At 65.7% G+C, this 8,743-nt stretch carries 10 protein-coding genes; 5 read left to right on the forward strand and 5 right to left on the reverse strand.

The window, feature by feature from the left end; translation table 11 throughout:
- On the forward strand, positions 1-99 hold a 99-nt coding region (locus A9W96_RS32430; RefSeq protein ID WP_231999552.1), incomplete at its 5' end, for a hypothetical protein.
- 66 nt (positions 100-165) lie between these two features.
- On the opposite strand, the gene A9W96_RS00275 is transcribed toward A9W96_RS32430, so the two are convergent.
- Positions 166-1,245 (reverse strand): ATP-dependent DNA ligase, encoded by a 1,080-nt coding sequence (locus A9W96_RS00275; protein WP_067137253.1) that lies wholly within the window; start codon positions 1,243-1,245, stop codon positions 166-168.
- Positions 1,246-1,271: 26 nt separating this feature from the next.
- On the opposite strand from A9W96_RS00275, the gene ligD reads away from it, so the two are divergent.
- The 3 genes from ligD to A9W96_RS00290 all read left to right on the forward strand — a co-directional run bounded on the left by ligD (position 1,272) and on the right by A9W96_RS00290 (position 5,377).
- On the forward strand, positions 1,272-2,303 hold the full coding sequence (ligD, locus tag A9W96_RS00280; protein ID WP_067137255.1) for a non-homologous end-joining DNA ligase: 1,032 nt from the start codon (positions 1,272-1,274) through the stop codon (positions 2,301-2,303).
- A 518-nt stretch (positions 2,304-2,821) separates the two neighbouring features.
- A complete protein-coding gene (locus tag A9W96_RS00285) occupies positions 2,822-3,004 on the forward strand; it encodes a hypothetical protein (protein ID WP_156749049.1) in 183 nt (60 codons plus the stop codon).
- A 330-nt stretch (positions 3,005-3,334) separates the two neighbouring features.
- Positions 3,335-5,377 (forward strand): glycoside hydrolase family 172 protein, encoded by a 2,043-nt coding sequence (locus A9W96_RS00290; protein WP_067137257.1) that lies wholly within the window; start codon positions 3,335-3,337, stop codon positions 5,375-5,377.
- Here A9W96_RS00290 and A9W96_RS00295 read toward each other — a convergent pair.
- The 4 genes from A9W96_RS00295 to A9W96_RS00310 all read right to left on the reverse strand — a co-directional run bounded on the left by A9W96_RS00295 (position 5,318) and on the right by A9W96_RS00310 (position 8,231).
- The gene (locus A9W96_RS00295) at positions 5,318-6,148 is read right to left on the reverse strand and encodes a rhomboid-like protein (RefSeq protein ID WP_082971980.1); all 831 of its coding nucleotides are present in this window, start codon (positions 6,146-6,148) and stop codon (positions 5,318-5,320) included. The two genes, A9W96_RS00290 and A9W96_RS00295, sit on opposite strands and share 60 nt — an antisense overlap.
- Positions 6,149-6,252: 104 nt before the next feature.
- Positions 6,253-6,912, reverse strand: coding sequence for a cysteine hydrolase family protein (locus tag A9W96_RS00300; protein ID WP_066868256.1), 660 nt, complete (start codon positions 6,910-6,912; stop codon positions 6,253-6,255).
- Positions 6,834-7,643 (reverse strand): SDR family NAD(P)-dependent oxidoreductase, encoded by an 810-nt coding sequence (locus A9W96_RS00305; protein WP_197499351.1) that lies wholly within the window; start codon positions 7,641-7,643, stop codon positions 6,834-6,836. The genes A9W96_RS00300 and A9W96_RS00305 overlap by 79 nt, the downstream gene beginning before the upstream one ends.
- Positions 7,644-7,658: 15 nt before the next feature.
- Positions 7,659-8,231 (reverse strand): PaaI family thioesterase, encoded by a 573-nt coding sequence (locus A9W96_RS00310; RefSeq protein WP_067137261.1) that lies wholly within the window; start codon positions 8,229-8,231, stop codon positions 7,659-7,661.
- Positions 8,232-8,328: 97 nt separating this feature from the next.
- Between A9W96_RS00310 and A9W96_RS00315 the strand changes: the two genes are divergently transcribed.
- A partial coding sequence (locus A9W96_RS00315) for a TetR/AcrR family transcriptional regulator (protein ID WP_067137262.1) occupies positions 8,329-8,743 on the forward strand: 415 nt, incomplete at its 3' end.

Below are 8,743 nucleotides of genomic sequence, written 5' to 3' on the forward strand. Positions count from 1 at the left end.
CCACCTGCGGTGGCGCCGTGTCCGGGACCGATCGGCGAACGCGCCGACTGGTGGTGGTACACACCCTTCCAACCCCACCCACCACCGACAATTAACTAGGTGCCCCACCGCCACCGATCATGACCAGCAACGGCCCCAACCTCAAACAGGTTGAGAATAAAAGAATTAACCCGGACCTAGTCCCGGCACGATGTCGCCCAGGCTGAACGTCACCGGCTGTTCGAGCTGTTCGTAGGTGCACGAGCGTGGGTCGCGGTCCGGGCGCCACCGGTTGAACTGCGCGGTATGACGAAACCGCCGGCCTTCCATATGGTCATAGCGGACCTCGACCACCCGCTCGGGCCGCAGCGGCACGAACGACAGATCCTTGCCGGCGTTCCAGCGGGAAAATTCGTTCTTCCGAGGCGTCCGTTCGCCGGCTTCGTGCGCGGCCCAATTCCACGGGTGGCCATCGAAATCGGTGACGAGCGACTGTAATTCGCTGAACAGCCGCCGCCGCTCGGCCATCGGGAACGCACCGATCACCCCGACGGACGCCAGTTGGCCGTCATCTTGATACAGACCCAACAACAACGAACCGATCGCGTCGGCACCGGACTTGTGCACCCGATAACCCGCGACCACACAGTCGGCGGTCCGCTCGTGCTTGATCTTGAACATGATCCGCTTGTCCGGCTGATACGTGATGTCCAGCGGCTTGGCGATCACGCCGTCGAGGCCGGCGCCCTCGAATTCGTTGAACCAGCGCTGCGCGGTGTCCAGATCGGTCGTCGCCGGCGTGACGTGGATCATGCGGCCCGGCCGGGCCGCTGAAGACACAGCGTCGACCAGGGCGGCGCGCCGCTCGGTGAAGGGCCGCCGCGTGTAGTCGTCGTCGCCGAGGGCGAGTAAGTCGAACGCTATGAAGGACGCCGGCGTGGTCTGTGCGAGCATGCGCACCCGCGAATCCGCCGGATGAATCCGTTGTTGCAGCGCCTCGAAATCCAGGCCCCGGTCGGTGGCGATGACGATCTCACCGTCGATCACGCAGCGCTGCGGCAGCTCGGCCCTCACCGCGGCGACCAGCTCGGGGAAGTAGCGGGTCATCGGCCGTTCATTGCGACTGCCCAGCTCGACCTGGTCGTGGTCGCGAAAGCAGATCGACCTGAAGCCGTCCCACTTGGGCTCGTAGGACGCATCGGCGGGAATCGAGCGCACCGACTTCGCCAGCATCGGCGACACCGGCGGCATGACAGGGAGGTCCATAGCCTGATTGTGCTGGAATCGGAGGTATGGCTGCTGCAGAAGAGCTCGACGTCGACGGCATAGCGGTGCGGCTGACCAATCCGGACAAGGTGTATTTCCCCAAACTGGGATCGAAAGGCACCAAGCGGCACCTGGTGGATTACTACCGTGCCGTGGCGGGTGGTCCGATGCTCGACGCGCTGCGCGACCGGCCCACCCACCTGCAGCGGTTCCCGGACGGCGTGGACGGCGAGGAGATCTACCAGAAGCGGATCCCGCAGCACCATCCCGACTACCTGCAGACGTGCCGGGTGACCTTTCCGTCGGGGCGGACCGCCGACGCGCTGAAGGTCACCCATCCGGCGGCTGTCGTGTGGGCGGCGCAGATGGGCACGGTCACCCTGCACCCATGGCAGGTGCGCTGCCCGGACACCGACCACCCCGACGAACTGCGCATCGATCTGGATCCGCAGCCCGGCGTCGCCTTCGACCAGGCGCGCACGGTCGCGGTCGACGTGCTGCGGCCGCTGCTCGACGAACTGGGGCTGGCGGGATATCCGAAAACATCGGGCGGTCGCGGTATCCACGTGTTCCTGAGGATCGCGACCGATTGGGACTTCATCGAGGTACGCCGTGCCGGCATCGCCTTGGCCCGCGAGGTCGAGCGCCGTGCGCCCGATGCCGTCACCACCTCCTGGTGGAAGGAAGAACGTGGCGAGCGCATCTTCATCGACTTCAACCAGAACGCCCGGGACCGCACCATGGCGTCGGCGTATTCGGTGCGACGCACGCCGATCGCGACCGTTTCGATGCCACTCACATGGGACGAGCTGGCCGACGCCGAGCCGGACGATTACACAATGGCGACCGTGCCCGATCTAATCAAGGGCCGGGAAGACCCTTGGGCCGCAATGGATGATGCGGCCCAATCGATCGCTGCCCTATTGGAAATGGCCGACGCCGACGAGGAGCGCGGGCTGGGGGACATGCCGTATCCGCCGAACTACCCGAAAATGCCCGGCGAGCCCAAACGCGTTCAGCCCAGCCGGGATCGAGATCTCAAAAACGAGAAGGACTAGCCGAAACGCGCGGACTTTCCTCGGCCGCGTTTTACCGTCCCGCGCCGCTGCGCCCAAGTGAGGATCTCAACGCTATCACTCGGGGCGTCCACGCAAAAGGCATTGCATTGCGCCGCAGTGGCTTGAGCCGATTTGTCACGGTGACAACTTGGAACTTCAATCCCGTGATGCCAACCGGATTCAAACCGCACGAATTCCCGTACCCGATCCGTCAAGGCGTCGGGGCCAACGGCTTTGGGAACCGTTTGGCCGAGGAGAATAGTTTACCGCCATCGCGTGCAAAGGCCACCCAAGCAATTCGCGACGAGCGTGCGCGCCCCGTATAGAACCGATGGCGCCGGCAAACCCTTGCGGCCCAGCGTTTTTCGTGCCACCGGGGCTCGGCTCATGCTGTCACGTTCCTATCCGCCAGGCCGGCGCGTAGCGGAATTTGACCGTGCGAATGCGGACACCCAATGCCATGGAGAAACTACTCGACAGGCCCAGGAAACGGGCCCTACCACGCAATGGACGCGGGGGTGATCCAGACCCTGCCGGTAGCCCGGCAGACCTACATCGTGCAGGTCAGATTGGGTCCGCAATCGATTGTTATCGGCGTCGTGCAGCCGGAAGCCGTGATGGCGGTGAAGGTGAGGATCAAACCAAGAACAACTTTGTATTTCAGACCAGACATGACCACTCCGTCCGTAGGAGAAATCTGACGCCCGAGAGTAGGAATATTACGCGCCGCGCCCTCGTATGAGTATGGGAATGAGTAATTTTCGTTCAATTACTTCACCTGACTGAAAGCCGTCGAGTAGCGGTCGTCAATTTGGGCCGTCTTACGGCGCCAGTTCAGAAAGTTACCGCCAAAGTCGAGTCCTGCTGTGCCGCAAAGGGGTACTTGAATGCCGATCGGCGCCGTGGCGCAAACGTGTTGGCTCAAAACAGGATACAAACTCGTTTTAGCGGCAGAAATCGGACTTTCAGTACGGAATTCCTCACGAGGCTCAACTGCGGGTACGAAATCTCGTTCCGTAGGCTCAGGTGCTATGTCGGTGGCAGCTCGGTTATGCACCGTGACATTCGCGTTGCTGCTGTCGACAATTCCCGTCGCCGGCGCGGCCGCCGCGGAGCCGGCCGCGCCGGCGACGAAACAAATCGGCGAAAGATTGGTCGGCTGGGACACCTATCGGCGGCTCGATCGGCTGCCGTATTTGCACCCCGGCTCGCAGACTCTGCAGGTATCCAGCTTCGATCGCAGTGGCGGCGATTACGACATATCGACGGGCAATCGCAACGGCAGCGGCGGGTGCTTGGCGCCGGGAGGCGCCGGCTGCGTCATCGCGGAGGATCACGGTGCCGGAGAGATCGAATCGATCTGGTTGACCCGCGACGGCGGCAATCTTCGCGCACTCGGAAACATCCGCATCGAGCTGGACGGGCAGACCGTGGTCGACACCCCGCTGCAATCGTTGGTCGACGGCAACCTGGGGGCACCGTTCGTGTGGCCGCTGGTCGCCAACGCCACTCAATCGCCGGGAGGCGACTACATCAAGGTGCCGATGCCGTATCGGCGTTCGATGCGGGTCAGCGTCACATCCCATTTGGAGTACTACCACGTCGACTATCGGCAGTTTCCCAACGCCGACGGGGTCGACACCTTTTCACCGACCGACCCCGCGCTCGACGTGCTGGACATGCTGCGAGCCGCCGGTACGGCCGACCCCAAACCGGCCGCCACGGTTGCCGCGCACACCAATCGGGTCATCGAGCTGGCCCCCAGCGCCGGACAAACCATCGCCGAAACGACTGGCCCGGCGACTGTTTCGGCACTGCGGCTGCAGCTGCCCGAGCCGGCGGCTGCGCAGCTGACCACCTTGCGGCTACAGATCGAGTTCGACGGCCGGACCATGGTGGACTCCCCATTAGGTGAGTTCTTCGGCGCCGGGCTGGGGGCCAACCCCGTGCGATCGCTGATGTTCGCCACCACTGTGCAGCACGATGGATCACTGCTGCTATGCGCTTGGTGGCCAATGCCTTTCGCGCAGTCAGCGCGCGTAACACTGGTCAACGCGGGCGCGGATGTGGTGTCCGGGATAGACAGCGACGTCGCCACCACTCCCGATGCCCAGTGGGCGCCCGCGCTGAGCAGCGGCCGAGCCGGCTACTTCACCGCGCGCTCGCATGCCGGGCCGACGGCACTCGGCCAGGACTGGTTGTTCGCCGAGGAACAGGGACGCGGCAAATTCGTCGGTGTCAGCCAGACCATCCGCGGCAATCGAACCAAAACGGCGTTCAGTGACGATGCCCCTTACTTTCTCGAGGGTGCCGAGCGGGTCCACACCGACGGCGCCGCGTCCCCGCAGTGGTACGGCACCGGCACCGAGGACCTGTATGAGGGCGGCTGGTACTTCAAGGGCGGCACCCACTTCAGCGACCCCCTCAACGGCCAGCCCGATCAACGCACCGCCGCCGGTGGTTGCGCCGACTATTGCGTCGCCGTCTACCGGATCATGCTGGCCGACGCCATCGGCTATCACTCCGCGATCCGATTCGGCATCGAGCACGGCAAACGGAACATGGTCCAACCCGACTACGGCTCAACGGCATTCCTCTACACACAGCCGGTCGCCGGCGTCACCGGTGGCGACGACGTCAGCCCGACGGATCCCGTCAATCGAGTCCTGCACGGCTACGCCGACTTCGACGCGACCGACCAGCTACTGGTCAGCGAGTACGAAGGCACCCAGGACACCCTGCCTGTCGTCGGTTCGGTCCGTATCGGCCAGGGCGCGATCACTTTTCACGTCCAGATCGATCCGGACAACCACGGCATCCTGCTGCGGCGGACATCGGATCAGGCCATCGGTTTTCAGTCGGCCGACGTTGCGGTTGACGGCACACCCACGGGAAACTGGTTGCAGCCGCGCAGCAACAGCTTCCACCGCTGGCTGGACGACACCTACCTGGTGCCGCGCTCGGTGACGGCGGGTAAGGCGCAGGTGACGATCACCCTGACGCCCACCGCCGACTCACCGCCGTGGACCGCCAGCCGCTATCACGTCGACACGCTGGCGGGGCCCGCCGACTAACGAGCGGTTGGTGGCCAGTCCGATGAGAGCACCGGCCAGCCCGCCGGCGGGCGCCATCAGCGAAGGCCCGGCGAGCAACAGATAGCCGAACGTGACGGCGACCAAGAGCAACGCCTGGTGCAGGGGTGCCCACGAGGCCGCCGACCGCAACCGGAACGACAAGCCGATGCCGAGCAACAGCGCCACCACGTGGCCGACGGCGGTGAAGTCCGCACCCGCGGCCGCCACCACCGCGGTTCCCAGCCACCAACCCGCCCAGGTCCCGCGCCAGCGGGCCGGGATCGCGGCGGTGAACGCGCCGAGCACGCACATCGCGCCGTAGCTGATTCCCACGTCGCTGGCGCGGGCGACCGAAACCGGCAGCATGCCGGTTTCGATGGCGGCGACCAGGCCGACCGCGACGATCACCGTGGCGCCGATGTGCCCGACCGCGAAGGTGACGAGCAAGCCCCTGCCACACCACATGAGTTCGCCCAGGGCCAGCAGGCAGACCAGCCCGGGCAGCCAGAAGAACAGATCGCCGCCGTCGTTGACGAATGCGCTGCCGATCAAGGTGCCCAGGTGACCGCGCCCGAGGTTGTGAATGTTCGTGCTCATTCGGCTCACGGCGACCTCGTGCGCGTGCGGGCCCAGCGCGGCGAGGATGAGATAGATGGCGAGCAACACGACCGCGTAGCTCGTCGTCACTCGAACCGACGCCGCTCCGGGTATGGCGCGCAGCGGCGCCTGAGCGCAACGCAGGGCGCCGTCGCGGGTAGCGGCGAGCGTCATACCTCTACCGTGCGGGTGCGCCGGGCGGCGTGCCTCGTTCTTAACGAAGCCTTCACACGCGCGCCGCAAATCTTCACGGATCGCCGCGGCCCCGTGACGTCGGCTTAAAGAGCGGCGATCGCGGCAACGGCCTCGTCGGCCGTCACGAGCGCCGAGGCGTAGTTGGGCATGTTCACCTCGAGGGCGGCGTGCATCTCGCCAGCCGAGTAATCGGCCGTCGCGTCTCGAACCACCGTGACGTCATACCCGAGCTCGGCGGCGAACCGAACCGTTGCCTCGACGCAGGTATGTGCGATCAAGCCCATCACGATGACCCGCTCGATGCCATGGCGCTTGAGCTGCAGGTCGAGGTCGGTGTTGGCGAAGCCGCTGGAACACCAGTGTTCGTGAGCGACGATGTCGCCCGGTTGCGGCTCGAACCCGGGACGGATCTCGCCGCCCCAGGTGCCGTATTCAAAGGTCTTGCGCGACCAGGCCGCTCGTTGCACCGGCGCGATGTACTTCCACGTCTCGTAATCGCCCGGGCGGTAGCGACGATGCAGCGCGTAAAACACGCGCAAACCCGCACCGCGGGCGGCATCGAGCACCTGCTGCATATGGGTGACGCAGTCATTGCTTTCGATGACGCCTTGCAACCGATCCCACACTTTCCCGCCCGGAGAAATGAAATCGTTGTAGGGATCGATCACCAGAAGCCCGGTCGCCGCCTTGTCATTCGCCACCCGACCATCATCTCTCGGCCGCGCCCATGATGAACGGGACATCGTCGGGAGCCGCGTGGCGGGCGGTCAACAACGCCCTGGCCGCTCCGCCGATCGGAATGCGCAGCGGCAGTTGCGGTTTCTCGGCGGCATCGACCACCTCGGCCGCGACCTGTTCGGGGGTGATCATTCCGGCGCGGGCCCCCCCCACCCCGCAGGATCGCCGCGTAGGGATCGTCGGGGAGCCTGTAGGTGGTCACGTCGTCGAGCGCCCCGGAGCTCACGGCCCCGGGCTCCAACAGGGCGGCCTGAATCCCCAACGGCGCGACCTCGATCGCCAACGCCTCGACGAGGGCTTCCAGCGCCCACTTCGTCGCCGCATACGCCGCCCCGGGTGGCAGCACGACGCGTCCGAGGACGCTGGACATGAACAGCAGTTTCCCGTCACGTCGGGACCTCATCTGCGGCAGGACCGCCTGGGCCACGCGGATCGCGCCGACGGTGTTGAGGTTGAGCAGCCGCTGCAGCTCGGCCAGCGGCGTGGCTTCCACGGCGGCGTAGAAGATCACTCCGGCGTTGGCGACGACGATGTCAATGTCGCCGGCGGCGTCGACGGCCGCGGTGACGCTGGCATCGTCGGTGACGTCGAGGGACAGCCGCAGGGCGACGTCGAGATCCGCCAGGGTGCGGGGATCACGGGCGGTGGCGACCACGCGGTGGCCGCGGCCGGCGAACTCGGTGGCGACGGCGCGGCCGATGCCGCGGTTGGCGCCGGTGATCAAAACGGAGGTCATGGCGGGCCGGTCCTTTCAGCGATGCTTGCCGTTGCCGTTGTATTGAGTTGTGCGACTGGGTAATTCGAAGATCAACAGGGTGCTGCTCGCCGTCGCGACGAGCGCTCCGGAGGCATCGGTGGCCTTCGCTTCGGTGAACCCGATGCGCGCGCCCGCCTTGACCACCGTGCCCACCGCGGCCAGTGGTCCGCTGGCCACGGTGACGGCTTTGAGGTAGTTGACCTTGATTTCGACCGACGTGTACCCGAAGCCCGCGGCGAGTGTGGTGTGCAATGCGCAGCCGGTGACGGTGTCCAACAGCGTGCACACGGTGCCGCCGTGCACCGTTCCCAGCGGGTTGTACATGGACCCGTCGGGTGTGCAGCTGAAGGCGATGCGGCCGTTCTCCACCTCGGCGATGCGCATCTGGATGAGCTCACCGATCGGTGGCGGCGGCAACTGCCCGTCGGACACCGCCCGCCAGTAGGACAGGCCGGACATCGACGCGGCGGCGGCCTGGGTGGCGATCGGGTCGTGCCAGCTGATCAGGCGCGACCGGGGCTCGCCCCACCCCGTGACCTCGGCCTCTCGAGCGTCTGAATGCACCATGCGACCCCTCCGGCATAAAACTGATCGGTTTACTTCGTTAGCACCAAGCTAGCGACGCACCGGCTATTTGTAAACCGGACGGTGTACCATCGGTACCATGAGCGCAGCCGCAGCACAGTCGCCCCGGGTGGCCGGGCGCGGCGCACGCGAACGCATCGAGCGCGCCGCGGCCCGGCTCTTCTACCGCAACGGCATTCACGCGACCGGAGTCGAACTGATCGCGCAAGAGGCCGGCGTCTCCAAGCGAACGCTTTACCAACATTTCGCCAGCAAGAACGAGCTCATCGACACCTATTTGCGCAACATCGACGCCCGCGGCGGCTCGCCCACCGAACGCCGCCTCGACGAGGGTGACCTGCCCGCCCGCGAGCGCCTGCTGACCATCTTCGACCTACGCCAATCGGACATCGTGCGCGGCTGCCCTTTTCACAACGCCGCGGTGGAATCGGCCGGATCGCTGGCGACGACGGACGACATCGTGCGAACCCACAAGCGCAACTTCAGTGACCGTC

Source organism: Mycobacterium sp. 1245852.3 (assembly GCF_001669335.1).
In the GTDB taxonomy this organism is placed as follows: domain Bacteria; phylum Actinomycetota; class Actinomycetes; order Mycobacteriales; family Mycobacteriaceae; genus Mycobacterium; species Mycobacterium europaeum_A.